18 protein-coding genes are annotated in these 16,014 nt (G+C 71.2%); 11 read left to right on the forward strand and 7 right to left on the reverse strand.

Annotated elements, in window-relative coordinates:
- Positions 1–827: 827 nt before the first annotated feature.
- A complete protein-coding gene (locus ACGFI7_RS36280) occupies positions 828–2,255 on the reverse strand; it encodes a GAF domain-containing protein (protein WP_393412790.1) in 1,428 nt (475 codons plus the stop codon).
- A gap of 340 nt (positions 2,256–2,595) precedes the next feature.
- On the opposite strand from ACGFI7_RS36280, the gene ACGFI7_RS36285 reads away from it, so the two are divergent.
- The 5 genes from ACGFI7_RS36285 (at position 2,596) to ACGFI7_RS36305 (ending at position 6,484) form a co-directional block, all read left to right on the forward strand.
- Positions 2,596–2,946 (forward strand): YbaB/EbfC family nucleoid-associated protein, encoded by a 351-nt coding sequence (locus tag ACGFI7_RS36285; RefSeq protein WP_393412792.1) that lies wholly within the window; start codon positions 2,596–2,598, stop codon positions 2,944–2,946.
- A gap of 2 nt (positions 2,947–2,948) precedes the next feature.
- On the forward strand, positions 2,949–3,548 hold the full coding sequence (recR, locus tag ACGFI7_RS36290) for a recombination mediator RecR (protein WP_393412794.1): 600 nt from the start codon (positions 2,949–2,951) through the stop codon (positions 3,546–3,548).
- The gene (locus tag ACGFI7_RS36295) at positions 3,541–4,071 is read left to right on the forward strand and encodes a DUF5063 domain-containing protein (RefSeq protein ID WP_393412796.1); all 531 of its coding nucleotides are present in this window, start codon (positions 3,541–3,543) and stop codon (positions 4,069–4,071) included. The genes recR and ACGFI7_RS36295 overlap by 8 nt, the downstream gene beginning before the upstream one ends.
- 83 nt (positions 4,072–4,154) lie before the next feature.
- Positions 4,155–5,429 carry an aspartate kinase gene (locus tag ACGFI7_RS36300; protein ID WP_393412798.1) on the forward strand — a complete coding sequence of 425 codons (1,275 nt, stop codon included), beginning with the start codon at positions 4,155–4,157 and terminating at the stop codon, positions 5,427–5,429.
- The gene (locus ACGFI7_RS36305; protein ID WP_393412800.1) at positions 5,426–6,484 is read left to right on the forward strand and encodes an aspartate-semialdehyde dehydrogenase; all 1,059 of its coding nucleotides are present in this window, start codon (positions 5,426–5,428) and stop codon (positions 6,482–6,484) included. Before ACGFI7_RS36300 ends, ACGFI7_RS36305 begins: the two co-directional genes overlap by 4 nt.
- 29 nt (positions 6,485–6,513) lie before the next feature.
- Here ACGFI7_RS36305 and ACGFI7_RS36310 read toward each other — a convergent pair whose 3' ends face one another.
- Positions 6,514–7,221, reverse strand: a complete 708-nt coding sequence (locus ACGFI7_RS36310; RefSeq protein WP_393412802.1) for a hypothetical protein — start codon at positions 7,219–7,221, stop codon at positions 6,514–6,516.
- Positions 7,222–7,514: 293 nt separating this feature from the next.
- Between ACGFI7_RS36310 and ACGFI7_RS36315 the strand changes: the two genes are divergently transcribed.
- Genes ACGFI7_RS36315 through ACGFI7_RS36330 form a run of 4 tightly spaced genes read left to right on the forward strand, consistent with a single transcriptional unit; the run spans position 7,515 to position 11,013 of the window.
- On the forward strand, positions 7,515–8,183 hold the full coding sequence (locus ACGFI7_RS36315) for a TetR family transcriptional regulator (protein ID WP_393412804.1): 669 nt from the start codon (positions 7,515–7,517) through the stop codon (positions 8,181–8,183).
- A gap of 33 nt (positions 8,184–8,216) precedes the next feature.
- Entirely contained in the window at positions 8,217–9,173 is a 957-nt protein-coding gene (locus tag ACGFI7_RS36320) for an LLM class F420-dependent oxidoreductase (protein ID WP_393412806.1), read from the forward strand.
- Between the two features lie 4 nt (positions 9,174–9,177).
- Positions 9,178–10,596 (forward strand): amidase, encoded by a 1,419-nt coding sequence (locus tag ACGFI7_RS36325; RefSeq protein ID WP_393412808.1) that lies wholly within the window; start codon positions 9,178–9,180, stop codon positions 10,594–10,596.
- A 57-nt stretch (positions 10,597–10,653) separates the two neighbouring features.
- Positions 10,654–11,013 (forward strand): YkvA family protein, encoded by a 360-nt coding sequence (locus ACGFI7_RS36330; protein ID WP_393412810.1) that lies wholly within the window; start codon positions 10,654–10,656, stop codon positions 11,011–11,013.
- Here the strand turns inward: ACGFI7_RS36330 and ACGFI7_RS36335 are convergent.
- From ACGFI7_RS36335 to ACGFI7_RS36350, 4 genes are all read right to left on the reverse strand, one after another.
- Positions 11,010–12,209: an amidohydrolase family protein gene (locus ACGFI7_RS36335; protein ID WP_393412812.1), complete on the reverse strand. Its 1,200-nt coding sequence runs from the start codon at positions 12,207–12,209 to the stop codon at positions 11,010–11,012. The genes ACGFI7_RS36330 and ACGFI7_RS36335 overlap by 4 nt on opposite strands.
- Before the next feature lie 213 nt (positions 12,210–12,422).
- Positions 12,423–13,166 carry a tyrosine-protein phosphatase gene (locus ACGFI7_RS36340; RefSeq protein ID WP_393412814.1) on the reverse strand — a complete coding sequence of 248 codons (744 nt, stop codon included), beginning with the start codon at positions 13,164–13,166 and terminating at the stop codon, positions 12,423–12,425.
- A 10-nt stretch (positions 13,167–13,176) separates the two neighbouring features.
- Entirely contained in the window at positions 13,177–13,965 is a 789-nt protein-coding gene (locus tag ACGFI7_RS36345) for an SURF1 family protein (RefSeq protein WP_393412816.1), read from the reverse strand.
- 42 nt (positions 13,966–14,007) lie between these two features.
- Positions 14,008–14,469, reverse strand: a complete 462-nt coding sequence (locus ACGFI7_RS36350; RefSeq protein WP_393412818.1) for a winged helix-turn-helix transcriptional regulator — start codon at positions 14,467–14,469, stop codon at positions 14,008–14,010.
- Between the two features lie 60 nt (positions 14,470–14,529).
- Here ACGFI7_RS36350 and ACGFI7_RS36355 point away from each other — a divergent pair, with 60 nt between their 5' ends.
- Positions 14,530–15,057 (forward strand): GNAT family N-acetyltransferase, encoded by a 528-nt coding sequence (locus ACGFI7_RS36355; RefSeq protein WP_393412820.1) that lies wholly within the window; start codon positions 14,530–14,532, stop codon positions 15,055–15,057.
- On the forward strand, positions 15,054–15,653 hold the full coding sequence (locus ACGFI7_RS36360) for a TetR/AcrR family transcriptional regulator (RefSeq protein WP_393412822.1): 600 nt from the start codon (positions 15,054–15,056) through the stop codon (positions 15,651–15,653). Before ACGFI7_RS36355 ends, ACGFI7_RS36360 begins: the two co-directional genes overlap by 4 nt.
- A 27-nt stretch (positions 15,654–15,680) precedes the next feature.
- Here the strand turns inward: ACGFI7_RS36360 and ACGFI7_RS36365 are convergent, their stop codons facing one another.
- On the reverse strand, positions 15,681–15,983 hold the full coding sequence (locus tag ACGFI7_RS36365) for a hypothetical protein (protein ID WP_393412824.1): 303 nt from the start codon (positions 15,981–15,983) through the stop codon (positions 15,681–15,683).
- Between the last annotated feature and the right edge of the window lie 31 nt (positions 15,984–16,014).

Consider the following 16,014-nt stretch of genomic DNA (forward strand, 5'->3'; position numbering starts at 1 on the left):
CAGGCGGTTCCCGCCGGAGGGATGGCCGGGGCTGGGCTGGCCGCGGCTCGGTCGGCGGCCAGGGCGGCGGCTCAGGCGGGCCCTCGGGTTCCGGCCGCTCGGCAGGGAGGCGGCGGCTCGGCCGGATGGCCCAGCGCCATCCCGAAGCGAGGCCCCGCGGCCGACGCAGACGAGGTGGACCCGCTCAACGACGCCGACGCCGACGTGGACGAGCTCTCGGGGATGGCACTGCTGGAGCGCGAACTGGGCGCCAAGGTCATCGGAGAGATCGACCACACCTGAAGCCCCGGTTCCGGGCGGGGGAGTTCGGCCACACCTGAACCGGCGGTTCCAGGCGGGGGAGATCGGCCATACCTGAGCCCGCGGTCCCGGGAGGGGGGCTGAGGACATCTGACCCCGGTCCTCGGCTCGGGTTTCTTTGCGGCCGAGCCGTCCGCGGGTGGGGCGATGGTGACGGACGTGCGGCGACTTCATGTGGTTCGCGGGACCGGTGGGTGCTCGTGGCAGGCTGGTGCGGGTGCTCGCGGCGTCTCGGGCGGCGGGATGTGACCAGGCCGTACGGCTGGGGTGGCGTACTCGACTGCGGCGTGCGCGGGAGGCCGTGCGGCGGGCTGGCTGTGCGTGGAGGCGAGTCGGGGCGTCGCGGGGAAGGCTCCACCGGCGCAAAGGTCGCAAGGTCGCGGGGAAGGGCTCAACGGGCACAAGGGGTGCCAAGGCGCCGTTATGGGGTGTGTGCGCGTGGGGTGTGAACGGCGGGCCGGGTGTGGGCGTGCCGAGGGGGTGTGAAGCCCGGTGTGAACCTCGGGTGTGAAGGTCCGGCGGATGCGTCAGGGGGCGCGGAGGCGGGCGCGGGCGGCAGCCGCTCTGGGGTCCGCCTGAGGGAGGCTCAGGGCGAGGCGTTCGAGGAGCTGGAAGTCCTCACGGCCGTTCGCCGTCTGCGCGTACGCCCACAGGTCGCCGGGCGAGCCGCGCTGCAGGAGGCAGGTGCGGACCTGGACCTCCAGCTCGTCGCGTTCCCGGCGGATCTCGGGCGACTCGGAGCGGGGCAGCAGGGGGCCGGGGTAGGCGCGGGCCAGGGAGGCGGGGTCGTCGGCGGCCAGGAGGCGGCGCAGGTCCAGGAAGTCGGCCTCGACGGGGCAGGTCAGGTGGTACGGCTTGGCGCCGATCGGCACCTCCAGATGGGTGCGCAGGCGGTGCATCTCGGCGCGGATGGTGACCGGGTTGCCGTCGTCGCCGTACAGGTGGAAGGAGAGCTGCTCGGCCGTCAGGCCGCGCGGGTAGAGCGCCAGGATGGCGAGGATCTCGGCGTGCCGGAGGGAGAGCAGCACCGTGCGGCCGTCGACGATGGCCGTCGGCGGGCCGTCGCCGAGGAAGGTGAGGGCGAGCGCCGACGGGCCGGAGGTCTGGGTGGCGCGCAGCAGGTAGCCGTCGGAGAACGGCTCCAGCTGGGCGACCCGCCCGTCGCGCAGGATCATGCGTTCGCCGGCGGCGGGGAGCTGGACGCGCGGCCCGAGGTGGCCGCCGGGGTCGCCGGCGATGACCCGGCCGCTGGCGGAGAGCAGGACGGCGGGGGCGCGGAGCGACTCGTAGCGGCGGCGCAGCGACTCGTCACGCTCGTGCATGCGCAGCGCGAGCTGGGTCTCGGCCAGCTTCGCCGTGGCGTTGACCAGGGCGACGGTGGCCGGGTGGAGGCTCGTCGCGGTGCCGCTGACGTCGACGCAGCCGAGGAGCCCGCCGGTCTCAGGGTCGAGGATGGGGGCGGCGCTGCAGGACCAGACGTGCAGCACGCGCATGAGGTGTTCCTCGGAGTAGACGTGCACGGGCCGCCGCAGCGCCAGGGCGGTGCCGATGCCGTTGGTGCCCGCGGCCTCCTCGGCCCAGCGGTGGCCGTCGGCGAGGCCGACCTCGTCGGCGCGGTCCATGGTGGCGGCGTTGCCGTCGCGCCACAGGATCCTGCCGTCGTGGTCGGTGAGGATCATGATGTGCCCGCCCTCGTCGGCCACGGTGCGCAGGGTCTGCGTGATGAGCGGGAGCAGCGGCCGCAGGGCGTGGGACTCGAACAGGCCCTGCACCCGCACGGGGTTCTGGCCGGCCGGGGCGCCCGGCGCGTCGGGGTCGATGCCGGCTTCCAGCGAGCGTCGCCAGGAGTCGCGGATCAGCTTGCGCGGGCCTCCGGGGATCGGGGCGGCGGCGGTCATGACTTCGTGCGCGGCCCGCAGGCGGCGGGAGTATGCGTCAAGGTGAGCGTAACTCATCGGCCACTCCAAGTAATCGTCCCCCTAAGGGAGCATCCGTGCTGGGGTGCCGCCCGCGCAAGCGGTTCGGGGGATTGCTGAGGGTGATTGAACGATAGCAACGTGTGTGCAACCTAGCTCGGGATAGCGTTTCTGGGTACCGCGTCGGCGTGGTGCGGCCGCTCCGGTCGACGCGACTGGCCGGGTCCCGGACGCTGGAGGGGGGCCGGGACCCGGCCAAGATCATGCCCGGAATCATGGTTCACGGGCGAAACACCTGTATGCCTCCAGTACATGCCGAGGCCCAAACACCGTAGGCTCGTGGCAGTCAAGAACGCGGAGCCACGAGGAGCGCACGACGGTGAACCCAGGGGATGTCAACCTGCAGCAGCTGCTGGAGCAGGCCCAGCTCATGCAGCAGCAGCTCGTGAGTGCCCAGCAGGAGCTCAACGACGCGCAGATCGAGGGCTCGGCCGGCGGCGGGATGGTCACCGCCGTGGTCAACGGCTCGGGCGAGCTGCTCGAGCTCAAGATCGATCCGAGTGTCATCGACGCCGGAGACCCGCAGGACACCGCCGACACGATCGCCGACCTGGTGATCGCCGCGGTGCGCGACGCCATCAGGGCGGCCGGAGACCTGCAGCAGGAGAAGCTCGGCCCGCTGGCCCAGGGGCTGGGCGGCGGCGGCCTCGGCCAGTTGCCAGGGTTCTAGCGATGTACGAAGGGGTCGTCCAGAACCTGATCGACGAGCTGGGCCTGCTGCCCGGCGTCGGTCCCAAGAGCGCGCAGCGCATCGCCTTCCACCTGCTGGCGGCCGACCCGGCCGACGTCAGGCGGCTGGCGCACGCGCTGCTGGAGGTCAAGGAGAAGGTCCGGTTCTGCCGGGTGTGCGGCAACGTGGCCTCCGAGGAGGAGTGCCGCATCTGCCGCGACCAGCGCCGCGACACCCATGTGATCTGCGTGGTGGAGGAGTCGAAGGACGTCGTCGCGATCGAGAAGACGCGCGAGTTCCGCGGCACCTACCACGTGCTCGGCGGGGCCATCAGCCCGATCGACGGCGTCGGCCCCGACGACCTGCGGATCCGCGAGCTCATGACCCGGCTGGCCGACGGCCGGGTGACGGAGCTCATCCTCGCCACGGACCCCAATCTCGAGGGTGAGGCGACGGCTACCTACCTCGCCCGTCTGGTCAAGCCGATGGGCATCAAAGTGACACGACTGGCCAGCGGTCTGCCCGTGGGCGGTGATCTCGAGTACGCCGACGAGGTGACCTTGGGCCGCGCGTTCGAAGGACGGAGGCTGCTGGATGTCTGACGAGTGGGGAGTGCTGGCGGAGGAGATCGCCGGCCACGCTCAGAACTACGTGGACGGCCTGGAGAGGGTCGCGGGCGGCGAGGGGGGCGACGCCATCTGGTCGCTGCTCCTGGTCGAGGTCGCCCAGGTCAGCCTGGCGGGCGCCAAGCTGGGGGCCAACCGCGACGTGATCCTGTCGGGCAACTACGAGCCGCCGCTGAGCGAGGATCCCGACATCGACGAGGTCCGCACCGCCCTGGCCGAGCGGCTGGGCCCGGTCGACGACTACGCCGAGGTGTTCGACCCGTACAAGGACACCGGAGTGACTCCCTACCGTCTCTCCGACGACCTGACCGCGGTCGCCGCCGACCTCATCCATGGGCTCCGCCACTATCAGGCCGGTCGGCCGCACGAGGCGCTGTGGTGGTGGCAATACTCCTACTTCAACACCTGGGGCAACCACGCGGGCGCGGCCATGCGCGCGCTGCAGGCCCTGGCCGCGCATTCGCGGCTCGACGTGGCGGAAGAGGTCACGACCGGGTAGGTGTCCACATAGTGGTTGGCGCATCTGTGGCATGAGACGTCCCAAGTAGACTGGGCTTTCACAGTCCAGACCGGGAGACTCTCGTGGCCCTCGTTGTGCAGAAGTATGGTGGTTCGTCCGTCGCTGACGCGTCCTCCATCAAACGCGTCGCGCAGCGGATCGTCACGACGAAAAAAGCCGGCGACGACGTCGTCGTGATCGTCTCCGCCATGGGTGACACCACCGACGAGCTGCTCGACCTGGCCGAGCAGGTGTCGCCGCTGCCGCAGGGCCGCGAGCTCGACATGCTGCTGACCGCCGGTGAGCGCATCTCGATGGCGCTGCTGGCGATGGCGATCGCCAACCTCGGCCACGAGGCGCGCTCGTTCACCGGCTCGCAGGCGGGTGTGATCACCAACTCGACCCACGGCAAGGCGCGCATCATCGACGTGACGCCCAGCCGCATCCAGGAGGCCATCGACCAGGGCCACATCGCGATCGTGGCCGGCTTCCAGGGCGTCTCGCAGGACACCAAGGACATCACCACGCTCGGCCGCGGCGGCTCCGACACCACCGCGGTCGCGCTGGCGGCGGCGCTCGAGGCCGACGTGTGCGAGATCTACACCGACGTCGACGGCATCTTCACCGCCGACCCGCGCATCGTGCCGGCCGCCCGGCGGATCCCGCGCATCTCGTACGACGAGATGATGGAGATGGCGGCCTGCGGAGCGAAGATCCTTCACCTGCGCTGCGTCGAGTACGCTCGCCGTTTCCACCTGCCGATTCACGTACGCAGCTCATACAGCACCAGGGAAGGCACGTGGGTCGTCTCCGACCCCTACTCCGAAGGAACCGAGATGGAGCAGCCGATCATCTCCGGCGTGGCGCACGACCGGAGCGAGGCCAAGATCACTGTTGTCGGGGTTCCCGACAAGGTCGGTGAGGCTGCCGCGATCTTCAAAACCCTGGCCGACGCCGAGATCAACATCGACATGATCGTGCAGAACGTCTCGGCCGCGGCCACGGGCCGCACCGACATCTCCTTCACGCTGCCCACCACCGACAGCCAGGCCGCGCTCGCGGCGCTGAAGAAGATCCAGGCCAGGATCGGCTTCGAGTCGCTGCTCTTCGACGACCAGATCGGCAAGGTGTCGCTGATCGGCGCCGGCATGCGTTCCCACCCCGGCGTCACGGCCACGTTCTTCGCGGCACTCGCCGACGCGGGGGTCAACATCGAGATGATCTCCACGTCGGAGATCCGGATTTCCGTCATCGTCGGCCAGGACGACGTGGACTCGGCGGTCGCCGCCGCCCACCACGCCTTCGACCTCGACGCCGACCAGGTCGAAGCCGTTGTGTATGGAGGTACTGGACGATGAGCAGGCCCACCCTGGCCCTGATCGGCGCGACCGGCGCCGTGGGCACTGTCATGCGCGACATCGTCTCGACGCGTGACGACATCTGGGGCGAGATCCGCCTGGTCGCCTCTCCCCGCTCGGCGGGCAAGGTGCTGCGGGTCCGCGGCGAGGACGTGGTCGTGCGGGCGCTCGCGCCCGAGGTGTTCGACGGTGTCGACATCGCCATCTTCGACGTGCCCGACGAGGTGTCGGCCGAGTGGGTGCCGCTCGCCGCCGAGCGTGGCGCGATCGTCATCGACAAGTCCGGCACGTTCCGCATGGATCCCGACGTCCCGCTGGTCGTCCCGGAGGTCAACCCCGCCGACGCGCGCAACCGTCCGCGCAACATCATCTCCACGCCCAACTGCACCACCCTGTCGATGATGGCGGCCATGGGCGCCCTGCACGCCGAGTACGGCCTCCAGGAGCTCGTGGTGGCCTCCTACCAGGCGGTGTCCGGGGCCGGCGTGGCGGGCTCGGCCCGGCTCTACGACGAGGTCGAGGCGCTGGCCGGCGACCGGTCGATCGGCCAGGCGGCGGGCGACGTGCGCAAGGCGCTGGCCAACAAGCTGCCCGACGAGTCGCCGTTCCCGGCGCCCGTCGCGTTCAACGTGGTGCCGTGGGCCGGCTCCTACAAGGACGGCGGCTGGGCCTCCGAGGAGCTCAAGCTCCGCAACGAGTCCCGCAAGATCCTCGGCATCCCCGACCTGAAGCTCTCCGCGACCTGTGTCAGGGTGCCGGTGATCACCACCCACTCGCTGGCCGTGCACGCCCGGTTCGCGCGTGAGATCACCGTGGCCGACGCGCACCGGGTCCTGGAGGCGGCGCCGACGGTGGTGCTGATGGACGACCCGGCCAACGGCGTCTTCCCCACCCCGGCCGACGTGGTCGGCACCGACCCCACCTACGTGGGCCGGGTCCGCCAGGCGATCGACTTCCCCAACACGCTCGACCTGTTCGTCTGCGGTGACAACCTCCGCAAGGGCGCGGCGCTGAACGCGGCCGAGATCGCGGAGCTGGTCGCCACCGAGTTCTGACACGGTCGACGGCCGGGGTGCGGGCCCTGTCACCGGAAGAGGATGTCCCAGTGGTCACCCTCGTCGGCGTAGACGGTGCCTGACGGCGAACGGTACAACCGGGCGCCGTCCCCCCGCACCCCGGCCGGGTCGGCGATCTTCTTGATGTGCCGGTCGATGCACTTGTTGTGCCCGATGTCGAGCTTGTGACCGCTGCCGTGGCTGTAGCGGCCGGGCGCGTGCCCGGTCTCGGTGCCGCCGGTCACGGTGACGGGGCAGCCGCTGCGCTTCTTGAGCGCGACCACGCGCTGCACGGTCGCGGTGCGTACGGAGTCGAGCGAGGTGCAGTGGCGCACCCGCCGGTCGGCGCAGCGGCCTGACGAGGTCCAGCGCAGGCCCGCCTCCTTGAGGCGGCGGGCGGCGTGGCGGTGCGACAGGGTGACCGTCGCCTGCCGGGGCTTGGCCCGGTGCAGTTTCACCTTGGCCCGGCCGGCGCCCCGCGCGCGGTCGCCGGCCTCGTCGAGCGCCTCGTACACGCGGTGCTCGGCCGCGGGCCGGTCGTACCGGCCGGTTTCGCGGGCCTGCCCGGCGTACTCCCGGTGCTCGTGGCGCGGGACCGCCGAGCGGGCGCCGCCGTACGGGCGGTACCCGTACGCGTCGTCCATCTCGTCCATGACGTCCATGTCGTCCATGACGTCGTCGGTTGTCTCAAGGCCGGCGATCCAGCGGGGAGCCGGGAACGCGTCCTCGATGTGCATGGCCGATCCGGACTCCTCTCCCGGGTCCTCCCCGGGTGTGGTCGGACTGGCGGAGGCGGCGGTGGCCATGGCGATTATGGAGATTTCGATAGCAAAGAGCGCGACCACGCAGAGCCGCACTGTCCTACGTATCCACATGTCTGTGCCTATTCGCGGAATAGCCCTTCCGCTGGAAACATCAATCCCACGGTTCACGCGGGATGACCCCTGTCGCACGGGCATCTTTGCCCTGTGTCTCCGATCACCGTGCGGGTTCATGACCTAACCCGGCATCAAGCCGTAAAGTGACGAACGTGTCCGAAGCCCGAAACCGTGGATCGGAGAGCACCCGGGAGGTCATCGTCGCGACGGCCCTGCGGTTGTTCCGGGAGCGTGGCTTCGAGGCGACGACGATGCGGGCCATCGCGGCCGAGGCCGGGGTGTCGGTGGGCAACGCCTACTACTACTTCGACAGCAAGGAAGCGCTGATCCAGGCGTACTACGACCGCGCCCAGGCGGAGCACGAGCAGGCCTGCCGCGCGTTGCTCGCCACCGAGACCGCCTTCGCCGCCCGGCTGAGCGGCGTGCTGCGGGAGTGGGTGCGGGTCTCGGAGCCGTACCACGCGTTCGCGGTCAAGTTCTTCAAGCACGCGGCGGAGCCGACCAACCCGCTCAGCCCGTTCAGCGCCCAGTCCTCGCCGGCCCGCGAGGCGTCGATCGCCATCTACCGCCAGGTGGTGGAGGGCGCGACCGACCGCATGGACGCCGAGCTGCGCGAGGAGCTGCCCGAGCTGCTCTGGCTGCTGTCCATGGGCATGGTGCTGTTCTGGGTGCACGACACCTCTGAGGGGTGCGCGCGCACGTACCGGCTGATCGAGGTGACCGTGCCGCTGGTGGACCGGCTCGTGGGGCTGTCGCACCTGCCGGGGCTGCGCGGGATCACCAAGGACTTCATCGCGGCGGTGCACGAGCTGCGGGCATAGGCGTACGACATACCGGTTGGTATGGTGCGGTTCATGACGCAGAACTGGGGCATGACCATCCCCTTCTACGACCGTTCACTCGCGGCGTCGCAGGAGCTGATCGAGGAGCTGCCTTCGCTCGGGTACACCGACCTCTGGTCGGCGGAGGTGAACGGCGCCGACGGGTTCACGCCGCTGGCCCTGGCCGCGCAGTGGGCTCCCGGGGTGCGGCTCGGCACCGCCATCGTGCCGGTCTCGACGCGCGGCCCCGGCCTGCTGGCGATGTCCGCGGCGACCGTGGCCGACCTGGCGCCGGGGCGTTTCGTGCTGGGCATCGGCTCGTCCTCGCCGGCCATCGTGGAGCGCTGGAACGCGATGGAGTTCACCAAGCCGTACGCCCGCACCCGCGACACGCTGCGCTTCCTGCGGGCGGCGCTGGCGGGCGAGAAGGTCTCGGAGACGTACGAGACGTTCACCGTCAAGGGGTTCAAGCTGGAGCGCGCGCCGAAGGTGGCGCCGAAGATCGTGCTGGCCGCGCTCCGGCCCCGGATGCTGCGCCTGGCCGCCGAGGAGGCCGACGGCGCGATCACCAACTGGCTCTCCCCGGACGACGTGCGCAAGGTGCGCGCCGAGATCCGGCCGGAGACGGAGCTGATCGCCCGCTTGTTCGTCTGCGTCAGCGAGGACGCCGACGCGGTACGCGAGCGCGGCCGCTGGATGCTGGCCAGCTACCTCACGGTGCCCGCCTACGCGGCCTTCCACGACTGGCTGGGCCGCGGCGAGGTGCTGCGGCCGCTGCACGAGGCGTGGGCCGCAAGAGACCGCAAGGCCGCGCTCCAGGCCATCCCGGACGAGGTCGTGGACGCGCTCATCGTGCACGGCGACGCGGCCACCTGCCGGGCCAGGATCCAGGAGTACGTCGACAACGGGCTCGACACGCCCGTGCTGGCGCCCATCCCGGGCGAGACCCCGATCGCCCAGGCGGTCCGCGACCTCGCGCCGAAGGGCTGATCCCATGGACGTGCTGGGGCTGGACGCGACCGCGCAGGCGCAGGCGGTCCGCGACGGGCAGGTGTCGCCGCGCGAACTGGCCGAGGCCGCCATCGCCGCCGTCGAGGCGCTCGACGGCGAGCTCAACAGCGTGGTGTACCGCAGGTTCGAGCGGGCGCTGGAGGAAGCGGACGCGCTCCCGCCCGGCGCCCCGTTCCGCGGCGTGCCGATCCTGCTCAAGGACCTCGGCTGGGAGCAGGCGGGCGAGCCGTACGGGGCGGGCTCGCGGGTGTACGAGAGCGTGACGATCGCCCGGGACTCCTACGGGGTCGACCGGCTGCGCGCGGCCGGGTTCGTCCTGCTCGGGCGGACCAACACCCCCGAGTTCGGCACCACCATCACCACCGAGCCGATCGCGTACGGGCCCACCCGCAACCCCTACGATCCCGCGTACACCGTGGGCGGGTCGAGCGGCGGGTCGGCGGCGGCGGTCGCGGCCGGGATGGTCGCGCTGGCCACGGCGAGCGACGGCGGCGGGTCGATCCGCATCCCCGCGGCGGCGTGCGGCCTGGTGGGGCTCAAGCCGTCGCGCGGGCGCGTCAGCAACGGGCCGTCGATGGGCGACGCCTGGAACGGCTTCTCCACCTCCGGCTTCGTCACCCGGACGGTGCGCGACGCCGCGGCGGCGCTCGACCTGATCGCCGGGTTCACGCCCGGCGACCCGTACGACGCGCCGCCGCTCCCCGGGCCCCTCGCGGCGGAGGCGGGCCGCGATCCCGGGCGGCTGCGGATCGGGTTCGTCACCGACCACCCCCTGCCGCAGGTGCCCGACGTGGCCGAGCCGGCGCAGGCGGTCACCCGGGCCGCGGCGCTGCTGGAGTCGCTGGGACACCACGTCGAGCCCGGTCACCCCGAACCGCTCGGCGACCCCGGGTTCGCGCCCGCCTTCGGCGCGATCGTGGCGGCCAACGTGGGGGCGACGGCCGAGGCCGTAGGCCTGATCAGGGGCAAGCCGGTCGAGCTCGACGAGCTGGAGCCGCGCAACGCCGCCCTGGTCGACGCCGCCAGGCGGCTGGGCGCCACGTCCTACATCCTGGCCGCCCAGTGGATCGACGGCTACCGCAGGCGGATGGCGTCCTGGTGGGCGGAGCACGACCTGCTGCTCGCGCCCACGCTGGGTGTGGCGCCGTTCCCGCTGGGCTGGATACCGCCCGACGACCCCGCGCTCGCGCAGGAGAGGACCGCGCACGCCGTGGCCTTCACCGCGCCCTTCAACGCCACCGGCCAGCCGGCGATCTCGCTGCCGCTGCACCGGACGGCCGGCGGGCTGCCCGTGGGAGTCCAGCTGATCGCGGCGCCGGGCCGGGAGGACCTGCTCGTCAGGATCGCCGCCCAGGTCGAGGCTGCCGCGCCGTTCGAGCACGGAGCGATGCGGCGATCGTGAGGAACCAATCCCCCCGGATGACACGTTATGTCGTGAGAGACGGGGTAAGGGGATCTCATGATGGCGAAAGCAGCACGGGCGGCGGCGGCGTGGCGCACGTACCGCGAAGTGACCAAGCCGGGCTCGCCGGGGCTCATGACGAGAGTACGCGCGATCCCGCGCATGATCGGCGCCGCGATGCGCGGTCGCTACGAAGGGCTGGGCAAGGGCAAGCTGGGGCTCATGGCGATGGGCGTGGTCTACATGATCTCGCCCATCGACCTGGTGCCCGACTTCCTCGTCCTCATCGGCGTGGCCGACGACTTCGGGGTGTTCCTCTGGCTGATGGCCTCGCTGCTCGGCGAGAGCGGGAGATACGTCGACTGGGAGCGCAAGGTCATCACCGGTCGCGTGGAGGCCCTGCCGCAGGAAGGCTAGATCTCCTCCATCCGCAGCCAGGCACGTGACGGGAGCGGGTGACCGAACAACCGGGCGGCGTTGCCGTACGCGACCCTGGCGATGTCGGCGGGCGGCAGCGGGCCGAGGTTGCGCGCGACCGCCTGCTGCGTGTCGGGCCAGGTCGAGTCGGAGTGCGGGTAGCCGCTCTCCTGCAGCACGTGGTCGAGGCCGACCGCCAGCCGCACGCCCGACAGCGCGTGGTCGTTGAGCGTGCCGAAGAAGAAGTTGCGGCGCAGCACCTCGCTGGGCTTGAGCCCGCCTTCCCACGACGTCTCGCCGCCCGCCACCGGGTGGTCGAGCGCGTAGTCGGCCCGCTCGGCCAGCATCGGGAGCCAGCCCACCCCGCCCTCGACGATGAGGATGCGCAGGTTGGGGAAGCGCAGCGGCAGCCCCGACCACAGCCAGTCGGCGCACCCGAACATGGCGCTGGTCGGCATCAGCGTGGTGATCGCCTCGATGGGCGTGTCGGGCGACGGCACCGGCGACCAGCCCGACGAGCCGGTGTGGAGGCAGACCACGGTGCCGGTCTCCTCGCAGGCCGCGAAGAACGGGTCCCAGTGGCCGCTGTGGATCGACGGCAGCCGCAGCCGGGTGGGGAACTCGGGGAACACCACGGCCTTGAAGCCACGCGCCGCGTTGGCCCTGATCTCCTTGGCGGCCACGTCGGGGTCGGGCAGCCAGGGGAGCTGCAGGCCGATGATCCGCTCGGGGAAGGTGCCGGCCCAGACGTCGATGTGCCAGTCGTTGTAGGCCTTGACCAGGGCCAGCCCGAGCTCTTGGTCGCGGGTCCTGGCGAAGGCCATGCCGGCCTGGCCGGCCACCGTGGCGGGGAAGCACAGCGCGGCCCAGATGCCGGCGGTGTCCATGTCCTTGACGCGGGCCTCGATGTCGTAGCAGCCAGGGCGCATGTGCTCGAACCTGACCGGGTCGAGCGTCCACTGCTCGCGGGGCAGACCGGCGCCCACGTCGAGCCCCGCGCACGGATAGGTGGCCCCGCCGTAGCGCCACACCTGGTGACCGGCCTCGGTCTCCACCACCTTGGGCGCGACGTCGGCGTATTTCTCCGGCACCCTGTCCTCGAAAAGGTCAGGTGGCTCGATCAGGTGATCGTCGGCGGAAATGATCACGTAGTCGCGCCGCCTCGGCTCTGGGTCGGGAAGCAGCGGCGTAGTCACGCAGGTAACCGTACGACGGCGGGATAACGCCGAACAAGCTGCGACGTATCCGTTGGGTCTCCGTGCCGGATCACGAGCCGTCCGGGCGCAGGGATCCGGGTCTCCGACGGCTCACCGGGGGCCCGGAGTCGCCGAGAGGGGGACGCGGACGACCCCGGGCCGAGGGGGTCCGCTGTGCAAGGGTGCCGCTCCCTGCGAACCCCGGCGCCGCACCTACCCGCCGGGCCCCGATCCAGTCAGCAGATGCTCGCGGAGTTCGCCGATGACGCCGGGGCCGAGCCCGATCGTCTCCGTCACGTACCCCTCGACGGAGCCGTGGCGGGCGCACAGGTCGGTCAGGAACATCCGCATCGCCTCCGCCGGGGCCAGCCCGAACCCGGGCCAGACCGTGCCGCCGGGGTGACGGGCCTGCCAGGCGGCGATGAACCGCTCGGTGGCCAGGCCGGTCAGCGCGTAGTCGGCGACGATGTCGTCGTCGGCCACGCCCAGCAGGGACAGCACGATCGCCGAGAGCAGGCCGGTGCGGTCCTTGCCGGCGGCGCAGTGGATGACCACCGGGGCGCAGTCGGCGCGGGCGATGGTCTCCATGGCCGTGCGCAGGTTGTCGACGCCGTCCTCGGTCACCTCGAGGTAGCGGTCGGCCAGGTAGCGGGCCACGCCGAGGTCCTCGTCGAAGACGGCGACGTCCCAGCGGCGGCCCTCGATGGGCAGGTTGTGGTAGGCCAGCCCGTGCTCCTCGGGCACCCGGCCGTACTTCTCCGCCTCGAAGGGATGGCGCAGGTCGATGACGGTGCGCACACGCAGCGCCCGGAACGTCTCGATGTCGTCACCGGCCAGCCAGCCGAGCGAGTCGGCGCGGTAGAGGCGCTGCCAGCGGACCGAGCGGCCGTCGGCGGTGGCATATCCGCCAACGTCACGAAAATTGTGGATATTGGCGAACTCGATATGCCGGATCACGTTCAACACCTTAATCGGTGCGAACTTCCTCCTTCTCGGGGACGGACTCCTGCGCCTTCCTGTCGGCCACCTCGCGCTTGATGAGCAGCGCCCAGCCGCCGATCGCGATGCCGATGAACAGCCACCACTGCACCCCGTAGGCGAGGTTGAGCCCGCCGCCCGAGCCCACGTCGGGCTCGGGCACCGGCTCGGGGGCGGCGGCGCTCGGGGGCTCCTGATCGGTCAGTTCGACGTAGCCGTCGAGCAGGGGATAGGTCAGGGACTTGCCGATCGAGGCGGGGTTGATCAGCAGCACCTGCCGGGGAGGGAGCCCGGGCCGCTCCCTGACGCCGCTGTTTTCCTCGGTCTCGCTGAGACGTAGCCTCCCGGTGACAGTTACCTCACCCGTGGGAGGCGGGGGCACCTCGGGATACTCGTCGGCGCTCGCGCCCGCCTTGACCCAGCCCCGGTTGATCAGCACGGCGTGGCCGCCGCCGGTGACCAGGGGAGTGATCACGTAGTAGCCCGGCCGGCCGTTCTGCGGGCGCCTCCGGACGACCAGCTCGTGCGCGGGATCGTACGTGCCGGTGACCGTGACGTTCTTGAACCGGTCGGACTCCGCGGCCGGCCCGCCCGGCCGGACGAGGGTCTCCAGGGACACCGGCGCGCTCTCCATGTTGCGGGTGACCAGGTCGCTGTTGGCCGAGCGCTCCTCGAAGCGCCCGAACTGCCACTGCCCCAGCAGCACGAAGGCGGGGATCACGAGCAGCACGACGACGTGGAGCGCGACCCAGCGGGGCGTCAGCAGGAACCGGTACACGCTACAAGGGTAGGCAGCGCGGCAGGTGCTCCCGCACGCGGCTCAGGCGGTCTTCCGCGCTGCTCCGGGCAGAGGCGTGACGTCGCGCGGGCCGCCCACCTCGTGGCCCTCGGCGCAGCGGAGGTACTGCTCGACGGGCGCGCCGCAGTCGCGGTGGGTCAGCAGCGTCGGCGGGCCCTCGTCGTCCGAGAGGTACTTGTCGCCCCAGTGCATGAGCGCGACCAGCAGCGGATAGAGGTCGCGGCCCTTGTCGGTCAGGCGGTACTCGTCACGCTGGCGCTGGCCGGGCTCGCGGTAGGGCACCTTGCGCAGCAGCCCCTCCTCGACCAGGCGCGTCAGCCGGGCGCTGAGCACCTGTCGTGGCGCGCCGGTGTGCGCCTGCATGTCGGCGAACCGTCGTACGCCGCTGAACGCCTCACGCAGCACCAGGAAGGTCCATTTCTCCCCGACGACGTCCAGGGTGCGCTCGATCGAGCAGTTGTCCACCCGGAAAGGCACGATCATGCCGCACATTCTACCTGAGTTCGATTGACAGACTCAGGGGCGGAGGAGGAGTCTGGGTTCATGTCTGGAACTCAGCTCTACGGGGTGCTGATCCGTCCTGGCCGCCGCGACGACACCGAGCGCGTCCGGCGCTTCTTGGCGGGCCTGTCGCTGCACACCCAGACGTTGCGCTTCTTCGCCGGCGTCGGCAGGCCGGCGGCGAGCCTGGTACGCGCGCTCACCGAGGTGACCGAGGCCAGGGACGTGCTCGTCGCCGTGCACGAAGGGGAGATCGTCGGCCACGCCATGAGCTACCGGGGCGGCGTGGCCGACGTGGAGATCGCGGTCGTGGTCACCGACCAGTGGCAGGGGTTCGGCCTCGGCCCCGAGCTGGTGAACCGGCTGCTGGCCAGGGCCGTCGTGCGCGGGGCCACCACCGTCGGGATGGACGTGATGGGGGAGAACCGCCGGGTGCTGGGCATGATCCGCAAGATCTGGCCGGACGCGGCGATGAAAGTGTCCGCCGGATCGGTGGAGGTGACCGCTATGATCCCAGAGGCCCTGATATTTGCGGAACAAGGTTCTGGTGGCTCACCATTGACAGCGTGAAGAGTGCCAAGAACGGACGCGACGGCCGGACCCGGATCATCGAAGGGGCCCTCCGCCGATTCAGCCAGGATGGGGTGTCGGCCACCACCCTGGCCAGCCTCCGTGACGAGAGTGGTGTGAGCGTCGGAAGCTTTTACCACCACTTCGCGAGCAAAGAGCATGTCTTCGGCGTGCTCTACGCCGAAACCCTCCGGGCCTACCAGGAGGAGTTCGTCGCCGAGCTGAGGCGTCACGACGACGCCCGCTCCGGCGTGGAGGCGGTCGTCGCCTTCCACATGCGCTGGTCCGGTGAGCACCCCGAGCGGGCCAGGCTGCTCGTGAGCGAACGCCCGCCGCGCAAGCAGGAGCCGGGCGGGGCCGAGGTGGCCGAGGCCCGGCGCGAGTTCTTCCGGCAGGTCTCCGACTGGTGGCGGCCCCACATGCGCAACGGCATGCTCCAGCCCGTCTCCCCGACCATGTGCTACGTGCTGTGGCTCGGGCCGGCGCAGGAGATGTGCCGGCTCTGGTTCGCCGGCGCGCACACGCCCAGCGACGAGGAGGTCAGGGGCCTGGCCGAGGCCGCCTGGCACAGCCTGCGCCAGCGCGACGACGCCTAGACCGTCAGGGGAGCCGTCGCGCCAGCCTCAGGCGGGTTGCCGCAGGCGCGTCCGCACTCTCCAGTTCGACGTGTGGAGCGAGATGTCGAGCCGCAGGTCCCCCCGCTGGCGGCGCAGCCCCGGCACGCGGATGCGGCCCTGCACGTCGAAGCGGCCGCCCCGCGGGTAGCCGAACCCCAGCTCGCCGGGCAGCACCCGGAGGTCGTCGCGGTTGCCGCAGCGCGGGCACGTCCACGACACCAGGTCGAGCCCTCGGTTGTAGTCGGAACAGGCGCCGAAGTACTCGTCGGGAGCGAAGCGGGCCTCGCAGGCCAGGCAGGGGATGAACACGGGATCCGCTCCTCTTCGAACGGCAGGGGAG

This window comes from Nonomuraea sp. NPDC048826 (genome assembly GCF_043198225.1).
Lineage (GTDB): Bacteria > Actinomycetota > Actinomycetes > Streptosporangiales > Streptosporangiaceae > Nonomuraea.